Raw genomic sequence first — 22,438 nt, 5'->3', positions numbered from 1 at the left:
CTGCGGTGCCGCGCGGCCTTCCAGGCGCGCAAAGGACACTGTAGCAATCTGGTTGGCGCGGCATTTGCCGAGAAACCGATGCGGTTTTTCGGCAGGACTGCGCCAAGGGACGGAGGAAACGATTGGCTTCGGCTGCGCGCATCGCAGGGCTTGTTCGTCGCATGCCGGTGCTCGTCCTGGCCGTGGTCGTGCTTGCCGTCGGCGTGGCTGGCGCCTTTCATGCGCCGGCCATGGCGCAGGAGCAGCAAAACCGCGGCTGGTCGTTGCGCGACCTTTTGTTTCCGCGCCGCAGCGAGCGCATTGAGCCGCCCCTGGATATCCAGAAGCCGAGGCCCAGGCCCAAGGCGAAAAAACCCCGCGCCCCGCGCCCGCCCGCGGAACCGGAAATCCCGGTGGTCGACAAGGCGCCGGACGCCCGCACCGTCCTGGTGGTCGGCGACTTCATGGCGGCCGGCCTCGCCGAAGGCCTCGACACCGCTTTCGCAGAGAATGCCGGCGTCAGGATCGTCGTTCGCAGCAATGGCTCGTCCGGCTTCGTGCGCGATGATTTCTACAACTGGCCCGAACAGATCAAATCGCTGATCGAGACCGAAAAACCCGCCGCCGTGATCGTCATGCTGGGCTCCAACGACCGCCAGTCGATGAAGGTGGGCGACGTGCGCGAACAGCCACGCTCCGAGAACTGGACCAAGGAATATGAACGCAGAACCGACGCGCTGGGCAAAGCCATCGCCGCGGCCAAGGTCCCCTTCCTTTGGGTCGGCATGCCGGCGTTCCGGGTGCCGAAGATGACCTCGGATATGCTTGCCTTCAACGACATCTACCATCAGGCCGCAGAAAGCCATGGCGGCGAATTCGTCGATATCTGGGACGGCTTTGTCGACGAGAACGGCGCCTTCGTCACCAGCGGCCCCGACATCAACGGCCAGCCGGTGCGGCTGCGCGCCGATGACGGCATCAATATCTCGAAGGCGGGCAAGCGCAAGCTCGCCTTCTACACCGAAAAACCGCTGCTGAAGATCCTCGGCCTGACCGCGCCGGGAAGCATGATTACACCGTCCGCTCCGGCGGGCGCCCCTGTCGAGACGCCGGCGCCGGCCGCGCCCCCCATCGTCATCGACCGCACCGCGCCGATGCTGCTCAGCGATCCGGCACTCGACGGCGGCTCGGAGCTGCTTGGCGCGGCACCGCCGGCAAAGGCCAATCCGGACCTGCCCGGTGAAAAGCTTGTGGTCGAGGGCAAGGCACCGATTGCATCGCCCGGCCGCGCCGACGATTTCTCCTGGCCGCCGAAGGCCGCAGCCGCGACCGACACCACGACCGCGATCAATCGTTAGTGTCGCAGCGCGGCTCCGAGGCCGGGCTCAGCGCGGGAGAACGCTCGACCCCATCAACGCCTCGTCGATCGAACGCGCCGCCTGGCGGCCTTCGCGGATCGCCCAGACGACCAGCGACTGGCCACGACGCACGTCGCCGGCCGCATAGAGCCTGTCGACGCTGGTCTTGTAGTCGCGGTCATTGGCCTCGACATTGCGCGAGCGGCGGCTGTCGGTGGAGATCTTCATCTCACCCTCCAATTCCTTCGCCACACCGGCCGCGGCCGGCCCGGCAAAGCCGATGGCGATGAAAGCGAGATCGGCACGAATGACGAATTCGGTACCGGCGATCGGCTTGCGCTTGTCGTCGACCTCGCAGCACTTGACGCCGGTCAGCTGGCCTTCCTCGCCGATGAATTCGAGCGTCGCCACCTGGAATTCGCGCTCGGCGCCTTCGGCCTGCGAGGACGAGGTGCGCATCTTCGTCGCCCAGTAGGGCCAGACCGAAAGCTTGTCTTCCTTCTCCGGCGGCTGTGGGCGGATGTCGAGCTGTGTGACGCGCACCGCGCCCTGGCGGAAGGCCGTGCCGACGCAGTCGGACGCGGTATCGCCGCCGCCGACGACGACGACATGCTGGCCGCCGGCGATGATGGGATGCGACGGCCACGCCACCGACTGGATCGGTTCGCCGCCGACCCGCCTGTTCTGCTGCACCAGATAGGGCATCGCGTCATGCACGCCGCCGAGATCGTCGCCGGGAATACCGGCCGCGCGCGGCGTTTCGGAACCGCCGCAATAGAGCACGGCATCATGTTCGGCGAGCAGTTCGGCGACCGGCTTGTCGACCCCGACATTGACGCCGCAATGGAAGGTCACGCCCTCGCCCTGCATCTGCTCGATGCGCCGGTCGATATAGTGCTTCTCGATCTTGAAGTCGGGAATACCGTAGCGCATCAGCCCGCCGGGCCGGCTTTCGCGCTCGTAGACATGGACGTCGTGACCGGCGCGGCCAAGCTGCTGGGCAGCCGCCATGCCGGCCGGGCCGGAGCCGATGACGGCGACCCGCTTGCCGGTCTTCTTCTCCGGCGGATAGGGCCTGATATGGCCGGTTTCATAGGCCTTGTCGGCGATCGCCTGCTCGACCGTCTTGATGGCGACGGGAATGTCCTCGAGGTTCAGCGTGCAGGCTTCCTCGCAAGGCGCCGGGCAGATGCGGCCGGTGAACTCCGGGAAATTGTTGGTCGAATGCAGGTTGCGGATCGCGTTGTCCCAGTCGCCATTGTAGACGAGGTCGTTCCAGTCTGGAATCTGGTTGTGGATCGGGCAGCCGGTCGGCCCGTGGCAGAACGGAATGCCGCAATCCATGCAGCGCGCGGCCTGTTTCTCGACCTCCTTGTCAGACATCGGCAGCGTGAACTCGCGGAAATGCCGGATGCGGTCGGAGGCCGGCTGGTACTTGTGCACCTGCCGGTCGATTTCGAGAAAGCCTGTTACCTTGCCCATAGTCCAGTTCCTGCTGTCCAGATGGTGCGGTTTTCGCCGCACCCGTTAACCCCTTGAGGCAGCCATGGCAACCTTGCGCCGGAGGTCAAACTGTCGATGAAGATGGGCCGGGAAGCCTGGGCTCCCCGGCCATTGCAAAGCCTATTCCGCCGCAACGCCCATGCGCATGCGTTCCATCTCGATCAGGGCGCGGCGGTATTCGACCGGCATGATCTTGCGGAACTTCGGCCGGAACGTCGCCCAGTCGTCGAGAATCTCGCGACCACGTACCGACCCGGTGTAATGCACATGGTTCGAGATCAGCTGGTAGAGCCGCTCCTCGTCATGGCTGGTCATGTCGCCGGAGACGTCGACGCGGCCCTTGTGGTCGAGGTCGCCGCCATGGTGCAGCAGCCTTTCCATCAGATCGTCTTCTTCCGGAACCGGCTCCAGCTCGACCATCGCCATGTTGCAGCGCTCGGCGAAATCGCCCGCCTCGTCGAGCACGTAGGCGACGCCGCCAGACATGCCGGCGGCGAAGTTGCGGCCGGTCTTGCCGATGACGACGACGATGCCGCCAGTCATGTACTCGCAGCCATGATCGCCCACGCCTTCGACGACGGCGGCGACGCCCGAATTGCGCACGGCGAAACGCTCGCCGGCGACGCCGGCGAAATAGGCTTCGCCCTCGGTTGCGCCATAGAGCACCGTGTTGCCGACGATGATGGATTCAGCCGCGACGATCTTGGCCTCTTCCGGCGGCCGAATGACGATGCGGCCGCCCGACAGGCCCTTGCCGACATAGTCGTTGCCGGCGCCGACAAGCTCGAATGAGATGCCGCGCGCCAGGAAGGCGCCAAAGGACTGGCCGGCAGTGCCGGTCAGCTTCACCTGGATCGTATCCTCGCGCAGGCCCTTGTGCTTGAAGCGCTTGGCCACTTCGCCCGACAGCATGGCGCCCGCGGAGCGGTCGACATTGCGGATATCGACCTCGATCTTGACCGGCAGCTTGCTCTCGAGCGCCGGCTTGGCCAGTTCGATCAGCTTGCGGTCGAGCACGTCGTCGATCGGGTGCTTCTGCCGCTCGGTCCAGTGCACCGCTTCATGCGGCGCATCCGGCTTGAAGAACATCTTCGAGAAATCGAGCCCGCGCGCCTTCCAGTGCACGATCAGGTCGCGCTTTTCCAGAAGATCGGTGTCGCCGATGATCTGGTCGAGATGGATGTAGCCCATCTCGGCGAGCAGCTCCCTCACCTCTTCCGCGACGTAGAAGAAGAAGTTGATGACATGCTCGGGCGTGCCCTTGAAGCGCTTGCGCAGCACCGGATCCTGCGTCGCGACGCCGACCGGACAGGTGTTGAGATGGCATTTGCGCATCATGATGCAGCCGGCCGCGATCAGCGGTGCGGTCGAGAAGCCGAACTCGTCGGCGCCGAGCAGCGCGCCGATGATGACGTCGCGCCCTGTGCGCAAGCCACCATCGACCTGCAGCGCAACGCGCGACCGCAAGCCGTTCAGCACCAGCGTCTGGTGTGTCTCGGCAAGGCCCATTTCCCACGGGCTGCCGGCATGCTTGAGCGAGGTCAACGGCGAGGCACCGGTGCCGCCGTCATAGCCCGAAATTGTGATGTGGTCGGCGCGCGCCTTGGCGACGCCCGCCGCGACCGTGCCGACGCCGACTTCCGACACCAGCTTGACCGACACGTCGGCCGCTGGATTGACGTTCTTCAGGTCGTAGATCAGCTGTGCCAGATCCTCGATCGAATAGATGTCGTGATGCGGCGGCGGCGAGATCAGGCCGACGCCCGGCGTCGAATGCCGGACCTTGGCGATGGTGGCGTCGACCTTGTGGCCGGGCAGCTGGCCGCCCTCGCCGGGCTTGGCACCCTGCGCCACCTTGATCTGCATCATGTCGGAGTTGACGAGGTATTCGGCCGTGACGCCGAAACGTCCCGAGGCGATCTGCTTGATCGCCGAGCGTTCCGGGTTCTTGCCGCCGCCCGGCAGCGGCAGATAGCGGTCGGCCTCTTCGCCGCCCTCGCCGGTGTTCGACTTGCCGCCGATCTGGTTCATCGCGCGCGCCAGCGTCGTGTGCGCTTCGCGCGAGATCGAGCCGAACGACATCGCTCCGGTCGAGAACCGCTTGACGATGTCGGCCGCCGGCATGACGTCGTCGAGCGCCACCTTCTTGCGGCCGGTTTCCCCGGCCAGCTTGAGCTTGAACAGGCCGCGAATGGTCTGGGCGCGGGCCGTCTCGCTGTCGATCTGGGCGGAATAGTCCTTGAAGGTTTCCCACGATCCCTGGCGCACGGCGTGCTGCAAGGTGGCGACAGCATCGGGCGACCAGATATGCGCCTCGCCGCGCATGCGGAACATGTATTCGCCGCCGACCTCGAGGCTGTTGCGCAGCACGGGGTCGTTGCCGAAACCGTCATTGTGGCGGCTGAGCGTCTCGGCCGCGATCTCGTCCAGGCCGACGCCTTCGATCAGCGTCGCGGTGCCGGTGAAGTATTGCTGCACGAAATCGGTCTTCAGGCCGATGGCGTCGAAAATCTGCGCGCCGCAATAGGACTGGTAGGTCGAGATGCCCATCTTGGACATCACCTTGAGGATGCCCTTGCCGATCGACTTGATGTAGCGCGAGACGACTTCGTAGGCGTCCACTTCCTTCGGCAGTTCGCCGCGCTTGTGCATGTCGAGCAGCGTGTCGAAGGCGAGGTAGGGATTGATCGCCTCGGCGCCATAGCCGGCGAGGCAGCAGAAATGATGCACTTCGCGCGGCTCGCCGGATTCGACGACGAGGCCGACCGAGGTGCGCAGCCCCTTGCGGATCAGGTGATGATGGACCGCCGCCGTCGCCAGCAGCGCCGGGATGGCGATGCGGTCGGGCCCGACCTGGCGGTCGGACAGGATGATGATGTTGTAGCCGCCGGCAACCGCCGCCTCCGCCCGCTCGCACAACCGATCGATGGCGCCCTGCATGCCCGCGGCGCCTTCGGCGGAGCCATAGGTGATGTCGATCGTCTTGGTGTCGAAACGGTCCTCGGTGTGGCCGATGGAGCGGATCTTTTCGAGATCGCCATTGGTCAGGATCGGCTGGCGCACTTCGAGCCGCTTGCGGCGCGAATTGCCGACAAGGTCGAAGATGTTGGGCCGCGGCCCGATGAAGGACACCAGGCTCATCACCAGCTCCTCGCGGATCGGGTCGATCGGCGGGTTGGTGACCTGGGCGAAGTTCTGCTTGAAATAGGTGTAGAGCAGCTTCGACTTGTCCGACATCGCCGAGATCGGCGTGTCGGTGCCCATCGAGCCCACCGCTTCCTGGCCTGTCGTCGCCATAGGCGACATCAACAGCTTGGTGTCCTCCTGGCTGTAGCCGAATGCCTGCTGACGATCGAGCAGGCTGACATCCTTGCGCAACGCGCGCGGTTCGACCGGCTTCAGATCTTCGAGGATCAGCTGCGTGTTGGCGAGCCAGGTCTTGTAGGGATGCTTGGTCGCGATCTCCGACTTGAGCTCCTCGTCGGAGACGATGCGCCCCTTCTCCAGGTCGATCAGCAGCATGCGGCCAGGCTGCAGCCGCCACTTCTTGACGATCTTCTCCTCCGGCACAGGCAGCACGCCGGCTTCCGAGGCCATGATGACGCGGTCATCGTCGGAGACGATGTAGCGTGCCGGGCGCAAGCCATTGCGGTCGAGCGTGGCGCCGATCTGGCGGCCATCGGTGAAGACCACCGCCGCCGGTCCGTCCCACGGCTCCATCAATGCCGCATGGTATTCGTAGAAGGCCTTGCGATCGGCATCCATGAGCTTGTTGCCGGCCCAGGCTTCCGGGATCAGCATCATCATGGCATGGCTGAGCCTGTACCCGCCCTGGAACAGGAACTCGAGCGCATTGTCGAAGCAGGCGGTGTCGGATTGGCCGTCATAGGAAATCGGCCACAGCTTCGAGATGTTGTTGCCGAACAGTTCGGAATCGACCGACGCCTGGCGCGCAGCCATCCAGTTGTTGTTGCCGCGCACGGTGTTGATCTCGCCATTGTGGGCGACCATGCGGTAGGGATGCGCCAGCTTCCATGACGGGAACGTGTTGGTCGAGAAGCGCTGGTGGACGAGGATCAGCGCGGTTTCGAAGCGCGGGTCCTTGAGGTCCTTGTAGTAGGCCCCGACCTGATAAGCCAGGAACATGCCCTTGTAGACGATGGTGCGCGCCGACAGCGACACGCAATAGGCGCCGATGTCCTTGTTGTCGTTCTCGGCATAGATGCGGCCCGAGATGACCTTGCGCAGCAGATAGAGCCTGGCCTCGTATTCCTCGTCATCGGTAATGTCTGGCGTGCGGCCGATGAAGATCTGCCGATGGAACGGCTCGGATGCCACGATGTCGGGCGCCTTCGACAGCGACGAATTGTCGACGGGCACGTCACGGAAACCGATGAGCGGAAGTCCCTCGGATTGCGCCGATTCGGCAATGATGTCCTCGATATGGGCGCGAAGGGCCGCGTCCTGCGGCATGAACCAGTGTCCGACGCCGTACTGGCCCGCCGGCGGCAGCTCGATGCCCTGGGCTGCCATCTCGTCACGGAAGAACTGGTCGGGAAGCTGCACCAGCACGCCGGCGCCATCGCCGACCAGCGGATCGGCGCCGACGGCGCCGCGATGCGTCAGGTTTTCGAGCACAGCAAGCCCGTCCTCGACGATCTGATGCGACTTCACGCCCTTCATGTTGACGATGAAACCGACGCCGCAGGCGTCATGCTCGTTGCGTGGATCGTAGAGGCCCTGGGCGGAAAATCCGTTGGCGCTTCGGCCAATATTGGATCGCAAGGTGGTTTTGACGGTTGCCGCTTTCGTCTGCGCGGCCTGGCCGTTCGTCGCAGAGTGCGTCATGTCCGTCATCTCCTGTCCTCCTTCCCAGCCATTCAGGCGCTGGTTTGCCTCGGCAAGCGCTTGGCTCACCCTGATCCTTGTGGCACGTCTTGCGAAATCCTGTCGAACCAGGCGGCTTTCCGCATGGATCGCATCTGGTAATCGTACAGGCCAGAGTCTGGCTGTCCACCTGTCGCTCGCGGCAACAGCCGGAGAGGCCCAAATGATACGCCAATCCAGCTCGTTTTGTGCGACAAAATAAGACAGCACTACTGTCCTAAATTTTTATGGCAGAAATCCCGGACGCACACAAGACCGATTTGCAAAAAACTTGGGGCATTCGCGACAGAAAATGTCGTGAAGCTGAGGAAAAACGTAAGCTTCAGTCGTCGGCCTGGGCTTTGCCCGTTGGCTGGCTTTACTGTTTTTCCGGCGCCTGGCCCTTGCGATCAGCACGCGAAACCGGTCAACTTCAGTCTGATTTCCCCAACCCCCCGTTCTCCCAAGACATAGGCAGATGCATGTTCTTCGCTTCCGACAATTGGGCAGGCGCCCACCCCAACATTGCCGCCGGCCTGTCGGCCAATGCCGGCGGCTTTTCGACCGCCTACGGCGACGGAGCGCTCGACCAGGCAGTCTACCAGCGCTTCAGCGAGATTTTCGAACGCGAGGTCGCGGTGTTCTTCGTCGCCACCGGCACGGCCGCCAACTCGCTGGCGCTGACCGCTTACAACAAGCCGGGCGGCATTTCCTTTGCTCATCGCGAATCGCATGTCATCGAGGACGAATGCGGCGCGCCGGTGTATTTTTCCGGCGGCTCACGCCTGCATGAGATCGATGGCGCGCTGGGCAAGATCGATCCGCACAATCTGGAAAGGACCATCGGCCGTTTCGCACCGGAAATCGTCCATTGGGGACGGCCGATGGCCGTTTCGATCACCCAGTCGACCGAGGTCGGCACTATCTACGGCCTGGATGAGATCGAGACGATCGCGGCGATCGCCAAACGATATTCGGTGCCCTTGCACATGGACGGCGCCCGCTTTGCCAATGCGCTGGTCGCGCTCGACACGTCGCCAGCCGAAATGACCTGGAAACGCGGCGTCGACATCCTGTCCTTCGGCGGCACCAAGAATGGCTGCTGGTGCGCCGAAGCGATCGTGCTGTTCGATCTTGATCGTGCCGGGGAATTGGCGTTCCTGCGCAAGCGCGCCGCCCAGCTGTTTTCGAAATCGCGCTTCGTCGCGGCGCAGTTCGAGGCCTATTTCAAAGACGGATTGTGGCTGGACACCGCCCGCCACGCCAACGCCATGGCCGCACGCCTTGCCGCTGCGATCGAGGATTCGGCCACGGCAAAGCTGGCATGGCTGCCGCAGGCAAACGAGGTTTTCGCAGTGATCAAGAAAGCCGAAGCTGAAAAGCTGCAGGCAGCGGGTGCGGCGTTCTATGATTGGCACAAGCCGCACGGCTTTGACGGCCACATCAGCGAGGACGAGTTGCTGTATCGCTTCGTCACCAGCTTCGCGACGACGGCCGATGAGGTCGACCGTTTTGGCCAGCTGATCGCCTGATACCGAAATCCCCGATAACAAAAAAGCGGCGCCTTTCGGCGCCGCTTCCGTCTCGGGAGGAGACTTGTACTTTAGGCAGCGGTCTTGGCCTCGATCTGCTTGGCCTTGGCCGAAGATGCCGTAATCGCGATCTTGCGCGGCTTCAGCTCCTCGGGGATGTTGCGCTTGAGGTCGACGAACAGCAGGCCGTTCTTCAGCGAAGCACCGACAACTTCGACGTGGTCGGCAAGCTGGAAGCGGCGTTCGAAGGCTCTCGAGGCAATGCCGCGATAGAGCAGTTCAGAGCCTTCGCCGGTGCCCTCGTCCTTGCGCTCACCCTTCACGGTCAGCACGTTGCGATGGGCTTCGATCGAGATTTCCTCGTCAGAGAAGCCGGCAACCGCCATCGAGATCCGGTAGGAATCCTCACCGGTGCGCTCGATGTTGTAGGGCGGGTAGGTCTGCGCGCCATCCGGCTGCGCAAGCGAATCGAGCATCGTGAACAGACGATCGAAGCCGACGGTCGAGCGATAAAGCGGGGAAAAATCAACGTGACGCATGAGGTGTTCTCCTGTTGAGCAACATGGTTTGCGTATGGCCGGTGCGAAACCCTTGAGCGGCGTTTCGGGTGGGCCAGCGGCCCCGACATTGGCGACCGCACGAGACATTTGGGGAGCGCTGGAAAGCATTTCAAGATTTCACCTGGCGGCAAAAGCCACGGCGGCCGGACCCTTGATGAACGGCAGATGAACCGGCACTTCGGCGCGCGTTCAGGCAGCCGGCGCTAAAGTCCATTCCAGGATCAAGGACTGGCGGCGCCGATTGCACAACAGGCACCGCAACGAGGCCGACCGGGTGTAACGTCCCTTCCTCCCGGATCGACAGAGGCCGGAAGCACGCTTTCAAGCGGCTTCCGGCCTTCCCTGTTGCAGCCCAGTCAGTCACCGGGAATTCCTTGGCTTTTGGCGCATGGGCGTCTATCACCTTAGCGGAGCCGGCCAGCGCAGGCGGGCATGCGAGACGCCGAGCACGAAGCGCCGAATGACGGATCTTTTCACCGAAAACTCCCTTTTTCACGAAATCGAGGGCAATCCGCGGCCGGAAAACGCCGCCGGCGGCTTCTTCACCACGCGTGACCGCAAGAATATCCGCTACGGCCTGTTCGGCGCGGTCGCTCGCCCGATGAAGGGCACCGTGGTCCTGCTCACCGGCCGCAACGAGTGCATCGAGAAATATTTCGAAACCATCCGCAACCTTGCCGATCGTGGCTTTGGCGTCGCCACGCTCGACTGGCGCGGCCAGGGCGATTCAGACCGGCTGATCCGCGATCGCCAGCGCGGCTACGTCAGCAGCTTCCGCGACTACACCGCCGACCTCGAACAGTTCTTCGAGGAGATCGTGCTGCCCGATTGCCGCGGACCCTACTACATCCTGGCCCATTCGGCAGGCGCATTGATCACCCTGCTGGCCGCGCCGTCGATGGTGAACCGCGTCCGGCGCATGGTGCTGATCGCGCCCTTCCTGACGCTGCCCGACCTGCCGGTCTCGATCTCGACGGTTCGCCGCGTCTGTTCCCTGTTCTGCGCTCTCGGCCTCGGCCGGCTCTATGCCGCCTGGGGTCCGCGGCCGAGGGTAACGGCCCCTTTCGAGACCAACAAGCTGACATCGGACCCGGAACGCTATCGGCGCAACACACGGATCTATGAAGAATACCCGCAACTGGCGCTTGGCGGGCCGACGATCCGTTGGCTGCGGGCAGCCGCGAAAGCTTCGGAAGCCGTCAGCGACCCCGACTTCATGGCCCGGATCCAGGTCCCGCTGCTGATCATCGCCGCCGGCGCCGACCAGGTCGTCTCGACCAGGGCTGTCGAAGCCTACGCCAGGCGTCTGCGGCTCGGTTCATTGCTGATGATCGACGGCTCCCGCCACGAAATCCTGCAGGAAGCCGATATCTACCGCGAGCAATTGCTCGCCGCCTTCGACGCCTTCATTCCCGGCAGCGACGACCCCACGGCCTGACGGCCGCCGGTCGCTGGTCAGCCGCGCAAGGCGGCCATGGCAGCTGCGTGGAGTTCCGGCGTTGCAGCCGCCAGGACATCGCCGCCCTTTTCCGCAGGCCCGCCATCGAATGTGGTGACCACACCGCCTGCCTTCTCGATGATCGGGATCAGCGCCACGATGTCGTATGGCTTCAAACCGGGATCGGCGACGATATCGACGCTTCCCGAAGCGATCATGGCGAAGGCATAGCAATCGGCGCCATAGCGGGCGAGTTGGATCTGTCTTTCGAATGCATCGTAACGGTTGCGCGCTTCGCCTTTGAATAGCGCCGGCGTGGTGGTGAACAGCGTCGCCTGGTCCAACTTCGTCGTCTTGCGGGTCGTCAGTTTTCGCGGCCCGCCCGGCCCCTCATAGTGCGAACCTGAGGCGTTGGCGTAGAACAGCTCGCCGGTGAAGGGTTGCGCCATCATGCCGGCAACGGCGTCACCGTCGACCGTCAGCCCGACCAGCGTGCCCCACACCGGCAGGCCGGAAATAAAGGCGCGCGTGCCGTCGATCGGGTCGATCACCCAGACATGCCGGCTCGAAATGTTCTCGCTGCCATGCTCCTCGCCAAGAATGCCATGGTCGGGATACTCGGCAGAGATCAGCGCCCGGATAGCGCGCTCGGCCTCGCGATCGGCCTCGGTGACCGGATCGAAACTGCCCTGTTCCTTGTTGGCGACCGCGCCTTGGGCACGAAAGCGCGGCAAGGTCTCCGCCGCCGCCACCTGCGCGATGCGGCGCATGAAATCGACACTGATGTCCAACTGATTCTCCCGCACTGCAGCATGTCCGAGCCGTGCTCTGCCGCCAATTTCGTACCAAAACAAGTGTGTTCGACGACTTCTCCGCGACGGCATCTGTTGCCCGGATGTCACATAAGCGTCGTCGAAACGCAATTTCCACATCAGAGTGAATTAAAAAAGCCTGAAGGTCGCTTGACATTTGTGCAACGCACAATACCCTTGACCTCGGACAGGGTTTCCTGTCCATGCCCTCCTTGGGCGTTTCCTCCCTAGACTTCGACCGTATCGTGCAAACGATGCGGTCTTTTTTTACGCCGCGATTTCACTCCGCGGCCAGCGGCAGGTCGATGAAATGATGGTCGGGCATCGACATCAGGTCGGCTGAGAACCGCGTCAGATCGTCGGCCAGCGCATCGAAGCCGGCGGCCTTCTCGAATGTCCGTTCGTTCATGTAGAGCCCGCGATTGACCTCGATCTGCAGCGCATGCAGATGGCGCGCCGGGCGGCCGTAATGCTCGGTGATGAAGCCGCCGGCATAGGGTTTGTTGTGGGCAACCGAATAGCCCATGGCGCTGAGCAGGCCGATCGCGGTCTCGGTCAGGGCGGCGGTTGCCGAGATGCCGAAACGGTCGCCGATGATGAAGTCGGGCCGCAGCCCGCTGTCGCCGACACGGATGCTCGCCGGCATCGAATGACAGTCGATCAGCACGGCAAAACCGAACCGCGCATGGGTCCGGGTCAAAAGCCGCTTCAGCGTCTCGTGATAGGGCTTGTAGACGGTTTCGATCCGGGCAACGGCTTCCGACAGCGGCAGGCGGCCGGAATAGATGTCGAGCCCCTCGCCGACCAGCTTCGGCACCGTGCCAAGCCCACCCGCCACCCGCGCCGAGCGGATGTTGCAGAAGGACGGCACTGGCTCGGCGAACATGCGAGGATCGAGCTCCCACGGCTCGCGATTGACGTCGAGATAGGCCCTCGGAAAATTCGCCGCCAGCAGCGGCGCGCCGAGCGCCACGGCACCGCCGAACAGCTCATCGACGTAACAGTCTTCCGACCGGCGGATGGCGTTGCGGTCCAGCCTTGCCATGGCCAGGAACCGTTCGGGATAGTAGCGGCCGCTATGCGGCGAATTGAAGAGGAAGGGGACGCGCTGCTCGGCGCCCGACCGGATTTCGAAGGGTGGAAAGACCGAAAAATCCTCGGCTGCCGTCTTCAATTTGAACGAACCCGAAAACACCAGTGCATCATGATGTGAAAGTGCCACCTTGCAGGCCGCGTGTCCAGCATTTCAGCGGCGGCACACCCCCCGGCAAATATGGATCATCGCCGTCCGCGTTCACTTGATGTTTACCCTCACCTCCTCATATACAGGATGGTTAACGGGCTTGCCCAACGGCAATCTCGGGCGGGTGATTCGGACAGGATATCATGGCACGCATTCTTCTGGCGGAAGACGACGACGATATGCGTCGGTTCCTCGTCAAGGCGCTGGAGCGCGCCGGTTACCAGGTCAGCGATTTCGACAATGGCGCCAGCGCCTATGAGCGGCTGCGCGAAGAACCGTTCTCGCTGCTGCTGACCGACATCGTCATGCCGGAGATGGACGGCATCGAGCTGGCGCGCCGCGCCACCGAGATCGATCCCGATCTGAAAGTCATGTTCATCACCGGTTTCGCCGCTGTTGCGTTGAACCCGGATTCCAAGGCGCCGAAAGACGCCAAGGTGCTGTCGAAGCCATTCCATCTGCGCGACCTCGTCAACGAGGTGGAGAAGATGCTGCAGGCGGCCTGAGCCGTTTTCTAGGCGAGGCGCCGCACCTCTTCGCCACTGCGGCGAGACGACGCCTTCTTTCCTTTTTCCTGCTATTGACGCGCTGGATCAAAAATGGTGTATGCGCGGCTTCGGATGGGCGTGTAGCTCAGCGGGAGAGCACTGCATTGACATTGCAGGGGTCACAGGTTCAATCCCTGTCACGCCCACCATCCAACCAGACAAATCAGACTTGGATCGACATGCTGGCCGGCTCGCCAGACAAAGCGCGTGGGCATGACGCGCGGGATGAGCAGCGTCGAGGTGCTGGCGGAAGAACTCCTCACTTGGGATAAGCAGGGCACAGCGTGGCACAGGGCCGTCCAGGGCGCGCGTTACACAGAGGTGGACGATTTCGGTGCCTCAAGGGGAGGCTGGACGTTGGCGAGCTTTCGAGCGCAACGCGCCCGTCCCAGCGCTGACCGGAACGGGCGACACGCAATCAGATCATTGCGGCGCTGGATCAGGCGTATTTCCCGGCCTGTCGCCGCCGCCCTTGCCTTCGCGGCAAGGCTCGCCGATGCCGCAGCATTTGCCGTTATAGGTGACGCCAGGCTTCAGCTTGTCGCATTCCCTGGGAGCGGTTGTCTTGCAGCCGGCCAGCACCGAAACGGCGATGGCGGCCAAAAAGACGTTTCTCGAGACAGTAAACATAAGACGTTCTCCTTGATGAACCATGTTTGGACACATCACTTGGTCGCGCCTCGGGTGAATTGGTTCACAAAAATAGTGATGGCGGCGAAAACAACCCTCACGGTTGTTCGACAGAGGACACTCCTGGGCAGGCGCAGCAATCGCGTGGCGACGTGTCGGCGACGGCGAACACGCCCACGATGACGATGGCGGCCGATGCGGCGTCCTAGATGAATTGCGTGGTCATCTGGTCTGGAATCCAGCCAAACCCTGGTGATGCCGACAAGATGGCAACGAAGATCACGGCGGCAATAAGCTGAACACGGTGTTCCTGGACATGGGGCGGGAACGCAGCGCTGATTTGGATTGAAGGTAAGCGGGCCTTGCGGCATGCGTTGCGGGACAAGGTGAAGTGAGGATTTTATGCGGGGCGTTGCGATTCTTACAGAGGGAAGAAGCGGTTCGAATTGGCTGGGAAGCCTGACGAACGCAACTGGCCTGATGGGACGGTCGGAGGAATGGCTTGATCCGGCCTATCTACGCTTCGATCCCCGCACCTATGATGATCTTGAAAAAGCGGCCATCGAGAAAGCGGCGACCGACAACGGGCGGTTTGCGATCAAGTTGTTTCCGCGCCATCTGGCCTGGTGTAAGGAGAAATTCGGAAAGGATTTTCTATTCGAGATACGAAGAAAACACGGCTTGGAATTCATTTTGTTGGAACGTCGCGACCGAATTCAGCAAGCTATTTCGTTCTACCGAGCTAGGATGTCTGGAGTGTGGACGAGCCGGCACGAAGGGAAAGTCAATCCGCGCTCTGTTCCTTATAGCTTCGCCGACATCAGCCAAGCGTATTTCCAGATTGATCGAAGCTATGCGTTCTGGAGGTCCTACCTACAACTTGCGGGGCTGGATTGTCGTCAATTCGTCTACGAAGATTTGCAGCAAGACCCACGGCCCTATCTGGAAGCTGTGGCGGATTATATGGGCGTCCAGGTCCCGGAAGACACCGCCAATTCGAGATTCACTGTTCAACGGGACAGCCTCACGGAAGAATGGATAGTGCGCTTTCGTGAGGACGCAGCGGCCAAGGGCGCCATTGAGGGCATCGGGGAGATGGCGGTGCCAAGAACGCTCGACAATATCGCCCGCTTTGCCCTGAAACGGCCCCTGATCCGAAAGCGCTTCTAGAGGCAGGTACTTTCTTCGGGGAAATTCGATGATCGTTGCAGCTGGCTCGGTTCCAGCGCTCAATGCCCCGGCTCTTCCTCCAGAACACCTGGAGTAAATCGCGCCGGTCAACCGTCTGCCCGCAGTAATGATCTTCTTCCGGGATGTCCTGGCCGCCGTGCAGCTTGCTGGGAACGGCGGGCCAGGGTCAGATAGTTTCGTCATGTCGCTCGAACCTGCCATTGCGGCAAAAAGTTCCGGAACCATCCTTCAAGCTGATGGAATCGCGGATCGCGTGTGCGGGATCGGCATTTCCCGGCTGTTCGCCAGAGGTAGAGCGGTTCGCATTTGGGTTGACTTCTAGCCTGCACCTGGCGCAACGCCGCATGTAGTGCTTGAAGTTGGCGAAGGGTTTCTCGATTGGTTGAGGTCCGGACTATAGGGGGCAGGAAGGAGAGCCTCGCGGAGCCAGCCTACTGGTCATCGTCATCGTTATTGTCTGGATTGTCGACCAAACATCCCGCGCCGTGACACCCTTGGTAATTGCCTTGAGTGTCGAAATTCGGATTGCCGTCCTTGTCGTAACTCGGCCTTGGATCGATGTAGCTGTCGTCCTTTCGACGCGCTTCCTTGCGATCCTTGTCTCTCTGTTCTTGCGCGGCCATGCGATCCAATGAGCGCTGCTCATCTTCTGAACGTTGTGAGGTCTGTTGCATCATGCAGTCGGCAAACCTGTTGGTTCCTGGCCTGTAGCCGTAAGACGCGCACTGTTGCTGATCCATTGCGCGCTGATCCTCAGCGCTGACGCAACCGGCAACCGCCAACGGCACAAGCGCGATCAGCACATATCTCATCTTGAAATTCGGCATTTTGTCACTCCAGATTATTCTGATGGCACCGGGCAAGAGAGGTCACCCTCCTGGCAGTTCAGGTAGGCCTTCAACTGCCTGGTGCGGGCCTTGGTCAGGTCAGCCTGACAAGCAGCGGCAACCATCGGCGCCGCGGAGCCACCATCGTCACCGCTGGATTGAAACGTGCATTCGGCGTTGCGGAACGCAATCCACGCTCTCTGCGCTTTCACGAACCGTGCCTTGCCGTCGGAATCATCCGTAAGCCGCTTCTGGATTTGCTTGAAGGTCTGGTTCAATGCCTGATCGGCTCTTTTGAAGTCCGAAGCTGGATCGGCCAGAGCCGCGGTGGCGGCGAACGACAGCATGGCGACCGCAGCAAGTAGAAAACGCATGATTGTATCCCCCTCATGAAAACAACCACAAGTAAGCACGCATAGGAGCAGCCGGCAAGGCCTGGAAAACCATATAGTAAGCAAAGGGTTGTCGGGTTCAACAATGCAGGACGGACGAGGCTAGGGCCGTGAGGTGATATGCGGGGAGTGGCAGATAACTCATGCATTCGATGCAATGGCGGTCGAATGCGGCCGCCACAAGCTGACCATGTTTGGACACATCGCTTGGTCGCGCGCCGGGAGGATTGGTTCCAAGAAAATTGCGATCACCGGCGCATCTTTCGCGAGCTTGCCTTTGCGTGAAGGCGAATCGCCGATGCCGGGGCATTTGCCATGCTATGTGGTTTTCGGATTTGATTTATCGCATTGTCCTGTCGGCGTTGCCTGGCAACCTGCCGTCACTTATTCAGCAGAACATAACAGGACATTCGCAACGCTACATGCGAGAGACGTTTTCCATGATTGATCGTGTCGCACAATTCAGGGCTTGGTCGCCTCACGCTCAGAAATGGTCCAGAGTCGAAGTCGGAATGATTGGCGAAACCGCGCGCATCCCCGAGGCGGTGATCGGGATCCGGTCTCCCTGCGTGCCGTCATGAGCTCACAGCCCGGTAGGACAAAACTATCGTCCTGGCCGAAGATATATCGCGAACTGAACCGTGTGCGCACGCAATTGCGGTCGCCGTGGTCGACATTGGGCAACGCGCTCATTTCCGCAAAGCAGAACGCTGAATACCGGCGCGAACTCGGCAAGCGGATCGAGGCCGCCCGCGAGACTTACACGGCGTCGCCGATCTCGCAGATTGCCGACAGCTTCATGCTCGTCCGGATCATCGGCAATGATCTGGAACCGCGACACCGCAAGGGCCAGTCATTCGACAACGTGCTGTTCATTCTGGACAACGAACCGGTCTTCGACGCCTGCGAAAAATTCTGGATCGTCAATCGAATAGTCGACACCGACGAGGAAGCCCGGATCATCGGCCTGCTCGAAAGCCGCCGCCAGAGTTTTCATACAATCCCCTTCGAACTCGATCAGTACCGGAAGATATCCTGGGACGTCGACCAGCTTGTTGCCGGCGACCTCCGATTCTCAGAGAAGGGCCGTGCGAGCGGACAGTCCGCGCGTTACGAAACGCACATCCGCCGCAGCAAGAACCTCTATGTGATGAACAACAATGGGGCTCGCAACGCCGCGCTCGCGATTGCCCGCGACAGGGCAAAATGGCTGATGCCCTGGGACGGGAACTGCTACCTGACAGCCTCTGCGTTCCAGCGGATACGGTCCGCGATCGAGAAAAACCCGCACCTTCCCTACGCTGTGGTGCCCATGGCGCGCATTGTCGACAATGCGCTTCTGCTGGACCAGAGCTTCCAGCCGCCGGCCGAGGAAGAGCCGCAGATCATATTTCGAACCGATACCACGCAACTGTTCGACGAAAACTATGGTTACGGAAGGCGGCCAAAAATCGAGATGCTGTGGCGGTTGGCAGTTCCCGGCCCCTGGGACCGCTACCGCGACGATGCCTGGGATTTTCCACGCCCGGTCCGGGCGGCGGATGCCGGGCTGCTCCAGAAAGCGGGCTGGGTGGCGCGCCTGGATTCAGGGCGTTCGCATCTGGAGATCGGCAAGGCCGGCTTCGTCGCGCGTCTGGTCAGCCGCGATCAGGCGATCGTCGATATGGTCGATCAATGTGACGCCAAGGCAGTCGCCGCTCGGCTTGATACCTCCCGCCTGGCCTTTTATGACGAAGACGCCCTGGCCCACGCAGTGAAGGACGGGCCCATCCTGCACCATCTCGAAACCGCGGCCGGACAGGCACTCGCCCGCGGTCCGTTCAGCGTGCTCGACAAGACTGGCCTAGCCCCCAGCGGGGATCCCCAGGACTATTTTCACCCCGCGCCTTACTGGTGGCCCGACCCCGACAGACCCGACGGCCTGCCCTATATCCGGCGCGATGGCGAACGCGTGCCCGGCACGGCATTGTATGCAGCAGGAAGCGAAACCTACGATCGCACACGCTTGCAGCGCGTCTTCGACGACACAACCGTGCTTGCGCTCGCCGCAACCGTGCTTGATGGGCATCATTATGCCGTCCACGCCGCCAGGCTCATTCGCGCATGGTTTATCGATCCCAGGACAAGAATGAACCCGCATTTGCGCTATGCGCAGGTGCGGTCGGGCCACGACAACAATGAAGGGTCCGGCCACGGCATCATCGAGCTGAAGGATTTCTATTTCTTCCTGGATGCCGTACGCCTGCTCGAGCGAATGGGAGTACTGGGCGACGAGGATCGCGAGGCGTTCAGAGCCTGGCTCGGTTCCTACTGTGAATGGCTGGACACCGCGCCGGCAGCCGCGACGGCCTTCTGCAGCAGCAGCAACCAGGGAACATATTACGATTTGCAGCGGGCATCGATCGCCACGTTTCTTGGCGACAGCGCCACCCTGGCCAAGATCAGCCTCTATGCTCGGGAGAGACTAGCAACCCAGATCGCAGCCGATGGCTCCTTGCCCAGGGAACTGTCCCGCACGCGCCCCAGGCACTACGCCATGTTTACCTTGCAAGGCTGGACGTCGCTGGCCCGTGTCCTGTCTTCGGTCGGTGACAATCTCTGGCAACACAAGACAGCCGAGGGACTGGGACTGGTCCAGGCGCTGCACTGGCTTGTTGCGCACGAGAACAAGCCACACACCATGTCGGCCGAAACTGTCGATCCGGATCGGCTTGGGCCGCTGCTTCTCGACCTGACGCACCATGATCCCGCAGGAATGCCACCTGCCGATCTGGGAAGGGCGACCAAGCCCATTTTTCATCCAGACGAGGCAATCGCGCCTTTTTGGCTGTGGCGGAGACGTTAGCGACGCCCGGCATTCCTGGCCTGTCACGTCGATGATGAGAACCACTTTCCGCGCTTCAAACACCCGCGACGGTGCAAAGGCTCTTCATCCTGGTCACCGCCAGTTCCGGATCGGCCAGCAATCCGGCCTTGTCGGCAAGGCGGAACAAGTCGGCATAGTGACGGATGCCGCGCGCCGACTGCATACCGCCGACCATCGCAAAATGATCCTGATGGCCGTTCAGCCAGGCCATGAGGACGATGCCGGCCTTGTAATACTCGGTCGGCGCCTCGAAGATCTTTCGCGACAGCGGCACGGTCGGCGCTATCAACGCGTCAAAGCCGGCGCGGTCGCCTTCCGCCAGTTTCGCCAGCGCCGCGTTGGCGACCGGCGCAATCGCGTCGAAAATACCCAGCAATGCGTGCGAGTGCCTTTTCTCGTCGCCGGCGATCAGTTCGGGATAATTGAAATCGTCGCCGGTGAACATGACGACGCCGTCCGGCAGACGGTTCCTCAGCGCGACCTCCTTGCCGGCATCGAGCAGTGAGATTTTTATCCCCTCCACCTTGCCGACGTGGCGTTCGATGATGGCAACGACTGTATCGAGAGCGACCTCGAAATTCTCGCTGCCCCAATAGCCCCTGAGCGCCGGATCGAACATGTCGCCCAGCCAGTGCAGGATGACCTTGCCGGAGGACTGCGACAGGATGCGGTCGTAGACGCTGACATAGTCGTCCGGCCCTTTGGCAACTGCCGCCAACGCCCGGCTGGCCATCATGATCGCCTTGCCGCCGAGCCCTTCGATAAAAGCGAACTGCTCTTCATAGGCCTTGACGACGTCATCGATTGTTTTGGCGGCGGCGGGCGCCAGATGGTCGGTGCCGGCGCCCGAGGCGAGATCGGCGCCATCGACCGTGCGCGCCTCGGCGATCGAGCGGCGGATCAATTCCTGCGCGTTTGCCCAGTCGAAGCCCATGCCACGCTGCGACGTGTCCATCGCTTCGGCGATGCGGAAGCCCAGCCGCCACAGATGGTGACGGAACGCCATCGTCCCCTCCCAGTCGATCACCGGTCTGGACCACGGATCGGTCATGGCGAGCGGATCGGCAACGACGTGCGCGGCGGCATAGGCGATACGCGAAAATCGCGCGCCGATGTCAGGCTGCACGGGCTCGCCAACCAGCGTGTACCGGGTGCTGCCGCCACCCTCACCAGGCAAGGAAATGTCCATCCATCGCTCCCTTCGCAACGTACTAAATGGAACGTTCCAATAAATCAAGGACCTTTAAGATTCGAACTCCCTGCAGGATGAAATGCTGCATTGCAACAAGAAAGCCTTATGGAGCATGCCATTTGAGTACGCACAATCGATGTTCGAGGCGCGGGAAAAATCCCGATTGACTCACGAGCGGAGCAGAGATTAGAACGTTCCAATAGTTTTGGGCCTGCAGTCGGGAGGATGCATCTGGATGGCCAACCGGGCCAAGGCGACGATATTCGACATCGCCCGCGAAGCGGGCGTGTCCAAATCGACGGTATCGCTCGTGCTCCAGGGCAGCGGACTGATCCGGCCCGAAACAGCGAGCAAGGTGCGCAAGGCGATCGAGGATGTCGGTTACGTCTACAACCGCGGCGCCGCCAATCTGCGCAAGGCGCACTCCAACGTCATCGGCATGGTCATCAACGATCTCACCAATCCTTTCTTCGCAGAGCTGGCGGTCGGCATGGAGCGGGTCTTCCAGTCGGCCGGCATCGTGCCGTTCATCGCCAACACGGCGGAAAATCCGGTGCGCCAGGAAGAAGTGCTGAAGTCGCTGATGGAGCAAGGCGTCGCCGGCCTCATCGTGTCGCCGGCTCGCGGCACGACGCCGGGCGCCTTCAGGCGGATCGAGACGGCAGGTCTGCCGGTGGTATTCGCCATGCGCCGGCTTCCCGAGAGCCGCATTCCGGTCATCGCGCCCGACAATCATCGCGGCGCCTATCTCGCCACCGCTCATCTGATCGGCAAGGGACATCGCCGGCTGGTCTTCTTCGGCGGCTCGTCCGATCTCGTCGTCTATCACGAGCGGCTTGGCGGATTTCGCGAAGCCTGCGAGACGCAGGGCATCTCCGACCGCGACACTCTGGTCGTCGAGGGAGAGACCAGCCGCAGAGGTGGTATCGCATGCCTCGAAACCGCTCTCGCAATGGCTGAACCGCCGACCGCGGCACTCTGCTTCAACGACGCCGTCGCCTTTGGCGCCATGCTGGCGCTGCGCAAGCGCGGGCTTGAGCCGGGAGTTGATTTCGCCATCGTCGGCTTCGACGATGTGGCCGAGGCCGAGCACTACATGCCGGCTCTGACCAGCGTCGCGGTGGACTCGGCGGGCCTCGGCGAACGCGCCGCCCATGTCATGTTGAAAATGATCCAGTCGCGCACCACACGGGCCGAAGACCATATCGGCGCGGTCAATCTGGTGGTCAGGGAAAGCTGCGGCCCGGATCGCCGCATTCGAAACAGGGCGGCCGGTTCGGGAGGCGCTGCATGAGCGTCAAATGGAGCTTGATCGGCGCCAGCACGATCGTCAGGCAGTTCATGATCAACGCCATCCGCGCGCAAGGCGAGGACAGCATCTGGTCATCGGCGTCAGTCGAAGCAGCATTGCAAACCGCGAAATCAGGCAAGGCGGTCGCAATCGACCCTGAATTCGGGAGTATGAATTGAGCAAGGTGGTCTCCGCGGCGCAGGCAGCCGG

18 protein-coding genes and 1 tRNA gene are annotated in these 22,438 nt (G+C 62.1%); 10 read left to right on the top strand and 9 right to left on the bottom strand.

Going from position 1 to position 22,438, the window contains the following annotated elements:
- Positions 1–122: 122 nt before the first annotated feature.
- Positions 123–1,337 (top strand): SGNH/GDSL hydrolase family protein, encoded by a 1,215-nt coding sequence (locus tag AC0NIL_RS09790; protein WP_013529720.1) that lies wholly within the window; start codon positions 123–125, stop codon positions 1,335–1,337.
- Between the two features lie 27 nt (positions 1,338–1,364).
- On the opposite strand, the gene AC0NIL_RS09785 is transcribed toward AC0NIL_RS09790, so the two are convergent.
- A complete protein-coding gene (locus tag AC0NIL_RS09785; RefSeq protein WP_275954474.1) occupies positions 1,365–2,819 on the bottom strand; it encodes a glutamate synthase subunit beta in 1,455 nt (484 codons plus the stop codon).
- 141 nt (positions 2,820–2,960) lie between these two features.
- Positions 2,961–7,697, bottom strand: coding sequence for a glutamate synthase large subunit (gltB, locus tag AC0NIL_RS09780; RefSeq protein ID WP_473572533.1), 4,737 nt, complete (start codon positions 7,695–7,697; stop codon positions 2,961–2,963).
- A gap of 491 nt (positions 7,698–8,188) precedes the next feature.
- Here gltB and AC0NIL_RS09775 point away from each other — a divergent pair, with 491 nt between their 5' ends.
- Positions 8,189–9,238: a threonine aldolase family protein gene (locus AC0NIL_RS09775; RefSeq protein WP_473572535.1), complete on the top strand. Its 1,050-nt coding sequence runs from the start codon at positions 8,189–8,191 to the stop codon at positions 9,236–9,238.
- Between the two features lie 71 nt (positions 9,239–9,309).
- On the opposite strand, the gene AC0NIL_RS09770 is transcribed toward AC0NIL_RS09775, so the two are convergent.
- A complete protein-coding gene (locus AC0NIL_RS09770; RefSeq protein ID WP_013529716.1) occupies positions 9,310–9,777 on the bottom strand; it encodes an Hsp20 family protein in 468 nt (155 codons plus the stop codon).
- A gap of 481 nt (positions 9,778–10,258) precedes the next feature.
- Between AC0NIL_RS09770 and AC0NIL_RS09765 the strand changes: the two genes are divergently transcribed.
- Positions 10,259–11,236 (top strand): alpha/beta fold hydrolase, encoded by a 978-nt coding sequence (locus AC0NIL_RS09765; protein WP_127385173.1) that lies wholly within the window; start codon positions 10,259–10,261, stop codon positions 11,234–11,236.
- Between the two features lie 17 nt (positions 11,237–11,253).
- Here AC0NIL_RS09765 and hisN read toward each other — a convergent pair whose 3' ends face one another.
- Positions 11,254–12,027: a histidinol-phosphatase gene (gene hisN, locus AC0NIL_RS09760; protein ID WP_024502739.1), complete on the bottom strand. Its 774-nt coding sequence runs from the start codon at positions 12,025–12,027 to the stop codon at positions 11,254–11,256.
- Between the two features lie 301 nt (positions 12,028–12,328).
- Positions 12,329–13,270, bottom strand: a complete 942-nt coding sequence (locus AC0NIL_RS09755) for an N-formylglutamate amidohydrolase (protein WP_013529713.1) — start codon at positions 13,268–13,270, stop codon at positions 12,329–12,331.
- Between the two features lie 164 nt (positions 13,271–13,434).
- On the opposite strand from AC0NIL_RS09755, the gene cpdR reads away from it, so the two are divergent.
- Positions 13,435–13,797: a cell cycle two-component system response regulator CpdR gene (gene cpdR / locus AC0NIL_RS09750; protein WP_006199474.1), complete on the top strand. Its 363-nt coding sequence runs from the start codon at positions 13,435–13,437 to the stop codon at positions 13,795–13,797.
- Positions 13,798–13,913: 116 nt separating this feature from the next.
- Positions 13,914–13,988 (top strand) — tRNA-Val (locus AC0NIL_RS09745).
- Between the two features lie 274 nt (positions 13,989–14,262).
- Here the strand turns inward: AC0NIL_RS09745 and AC0NIL_RS09740 are convergent.
- Complete coding sequence (locus tag AC0NIL_RS09740; protein WP_013529712.1) at positions 14,263–14,469, bottom strand: hypothetical protein; 207 nt, start codon at positions 14,467–14,469, stop codon at positions 14,263–14,265.
- Between the two features lie 402 nt (positions 14,470–14,871).
- Between AC0NIL_RS09740 and AC0NIL_RS09735 the strand changes: the two genes are divergently transcribed.
- The gene (locus AC0NIL_RS09735; protein ID WP_127365980.1) at positions 14,872–15,639 is read left to right on the top strand and encodes a Stf0 family sulfotransferase; all 768 of its coding nucleotides are present in this window, start codon (positions 14,872–14,874) and stop codon (positions 15,637–15,639) included.
- 452 nt (positions 15,640–16,091) lie between these two features.
- On the opposite strand, the gene AC0NIL_RS09730 is transcribed toward AC0NIL_RS09735, so the two are convergent.
- Positions 16,092–16,487, bottom strand: a complete 396-nt coding sequence (locus AC0NIL_RS09730) for a hypothetical protein (RefSeq protein ID WP_013529710.1) — start codon at positions 16,485–16,487, stop codon at positions 16,092–16,094.
- Between the two features lie 14 nt (positions 16,488–16,501).
- Positions 16,502–16,834 (bottom strand): lysozyme inhibitor LprI family protein, encoded by a 333-nt coding sequence (locus tag AC0NIL_RS09725; protein ID WP_224621359.1) that lies wholly within the window; start codon positions 16,832–16,834, stop codon positions 16,502–16,504.
- A gap of 202 nt (positions 16,835–17,036) precedes the next feature.
- On the opposite strand from AC0NIL_RS09725, the gene AC0NIL_RS09720 reads away from it, so the two are divergent.
- Both AC0NIL_RS09720 and AC0NIL_RS09715 read left to right on the top strand, forming a co-directional pair.
- The gene (locus tag AC0NIL_RS09720; RefSeq protein WP_127368816.1) at positions 17,037–17,327 is read left to right on the top strand and encodes a hypothetical protein; all 291 of its coding nucleotides are present in this window, start codon (positions 17,037–17,039) and stop codon (positions 17,325–17,327) included.
- Between the two features lie 228 nt (positions 17,328–17,555).
- Positions 17,556–19,724 (top strand): alginate lyase family protein, encoded by a 2,169-nt coding sequence (locus AC0NIL_RS09715; RefSeq protein WP_473572537.1) that lies wholly within the window; start codon positions 17,556–17,558, stop codon positions 19,722–19,724.
- 55 nt (positions 19,725–19,779) lie between these two features.
- Here the strand turns inward: AC0NIL_RS09715 and AC0NIL_RS09710 are convergent, their stop codons facing one another.
- Positions 19,780–20,934, bottom strand: a complete 1,155-nt coding sequence (locus tag AC0NIL_RS09710) for a dihydrodipicolinate synthase family protein (RefSeq protein WP_473572538.1) — start codon at positions 20,932–20,934, stop codon at positions 19,780–19,782.
- 238 nt (positions 20,935–21,172) lie between these two features.
- Between AC0NIL_RS09710 and AC0NIL_RS09705 the strand changes: the two genes are divergently transcribed.
- The gene (locus AC0NIL_RS09705) at positions 21,173–22,231 is read left to right on the top strand and encodes a LacI family DNA-binding transcriptional regulator (protein WP_013529706.1); all 1,059 of its coding nucleotides are present in this window, start codon (positions 21,173–21,175) and stop codon (positions 22,229–22,231) included.
- The gene (locus tag AC0NIL_RS09700; RefSeq protein WP_224621356.1) at positions 22,228–22,407 is read left to right on the top strand and encodes a hypothetical protein; all 180 of its coding nucleotides are present in this window, start codon (positions 22,228–22,230) and stop codon (positions 22,405–22,407) included. Before AC0NIL_RS09705 ends, AC0NIL_RS09700 begins: the two co-directional genes overlap by 4 nt.
- Positions 22,408–22,438 lie beyond the last annotated feature (31 nt).

The sequence above is a fragment of the Mesorhizobium sp. WSM1343 genome (assembly GCF_055901535.1).
The sequence above is the reverse complement of the archived record's forward strand: the minus strand, read 5'-3'. Positions and strand labels throughout refer to the sequence as shown.